Consider the following 1512-nt stretch of genomic DNA (forward strand, 5'->3'; position numbering starts at 1 on the left):
TATCCTTTACGACTACATGGTCAAGTGCATGCAGGAGTTAGCGAAAGCGGAACCTGATATCGATGCACTCCTGCCTTGGAACTTCAAACACTAACAATATCGCCCCGTGGGTTCATGGGGCGGATACCAACCTAAGGCATTGTACCGTAACCACTAGAATTGAAGTAGAAGCAAAAATGCCAAGCGTTGGGAATCCCTCTTAAATTGTTTGTTATGCTTGTACTCAAGTTAACTAACGAACTTATAAAACCTTTCTAGAATGTAAGCTCTCAATTCTTGCTCGCGATCTGGGAAAGCCCCTCTGGCAAGGTAAAATTTGTTTGTATTTGAGAGTTGATCATACACTGCTTCATCGATGTCAATAGCATTACCTATACGACCAAACAAAGCCGACATCGCACAGTTCATGGACGTTTTTGAGAAAGAATCATCCGATATCAGGAATTTTTCTAATGCACCTAAGTCATCGGAGTCATGTAGGTAATTGCCAGCCAATGATAAATCTACTTTTTTCATATCATGTCCTTTTTATTTATAACTAATGAAGACCAGAACCTTTTCTTCGCAAAAAAGCATAACGCCGCGTTAAGGGGCGCAGGCACGCAATACAAAAGTGACCGCATAACACCTTAACCACTAAACAAACTGCAAACCGAAAATGCCACGCGTGCCAAGTCCCTCTTTAACGCTTTGTTATGAGACTTTTACGCCCCAATTAGGTTAACATTTCGTTAAAAATGGCACCAAGTAAAGCGGAAATCACAGCGACACCCCATTGATTTGAAAAATCCAATGCACTATTTAATAATTGCCCGCGATTTTTTATATCCACAACTAACAGATATTTTATAAATAGATATTCATATAGCGTTGTGGTGTAAGACCCGTAAACACTTGATGCTCTTGTATAAATGATGAAACGACGCATACACTTTTTAATAAATCCATCTGTAATATCGTCAGGAGATATACCGTGTGCAATTATTATACTTGTTTCCACTCTACGAACCCATTCCGACTTGTAGGGGCGAATAGTAACTACCACGTCCCCTTTAGGTGACAATGAAAAACATAGCCCTGCTCCTTTTTCAAAATCTAGTTTGGAGCCACCATTCGCTAACTTTTGAGTTATACCCGTATAATTGGATTCAGCAGTGATCTGAATCGAATCCAAATTTTCAAATTCATTATTATCTTGGCAAAATAATATAAACGGATACCCAGTATTTTTTGCAGAAAGTATAAGCTCATTAAAATGAAACTTAATTTTATTCTTAACTTCAAGCTTCCAATTAAGTCGCTTTCTCTCTAGCTCAAAATGACTTCTTGCCAATTTCTTCGATTCTATTTTTAAGTTCATAAAGTCCATACTTTCTGACTGGTCTCATAACGCCCAATTAAGGGGTGAGCAACGCTACCACCCAACCTAAAGCATTGTACCGTAAACACTAAAATTGAAGTAGAAGCAAAAATGCCAAGCGTTGGGAATCCCTCTTAAATTGTTTGTTAGCC

General features: G+C 38.6%; 2 protein-coding genes. Both read right to left on the minus strand.

Features of this window, described 5'->3' with window-relative positions; translation table 11 throughout:
* Positions 1–228: 228 nt before the first annotated feature.
* Complete coding sequence (locus UF06_RS03650; protein ID WP_045569230.1) at positions 229–516, minus strand: hypothetical protein; 288 nt, start codon at positions 514–516, stop codon at positions 229–231.
* A 199-nt stretch (positions 517–715) separates the two neighbouring features.
* Positions 716–1360 (minus strand): hypothetical protein, encoded by a 645-nt coding sequence (locus UF06_RS03655; RefSeq protein WP_139046259.1) that lies wholly within the window; start codon positions 1358–1360, stop codon positions 716–718.
* Between the last annotated feature and the right edge of the window lie 152 nt (positions 1361–1512).

Source organism: Vibrio sp. S234-5 (assembly GCF_000960595.1).
GTDB lineage: Bacteria > Pseudomonadota > Gammaproteobacteria > Enterobacterales > Vibrionaceae > Vibrio.

What these genes read in the sequence shown, in the direction of transcription:
- UF06_RS03650 (WP_045569230.1), bottom strand. Translation starts at nt 516, where the DNA reads ATGAAAAAAGTAGATTTATCATTGGCTGGCAATTACCTACATGACTCC.
- UF06_RS03655 (WP_139046259.1), bottom strand. Translation starts at nt 1,360, where the DNA reads ATGAACTTAAAAATAGAATCGAAGAAATTGGCAAGAAGTCATTTTGAG.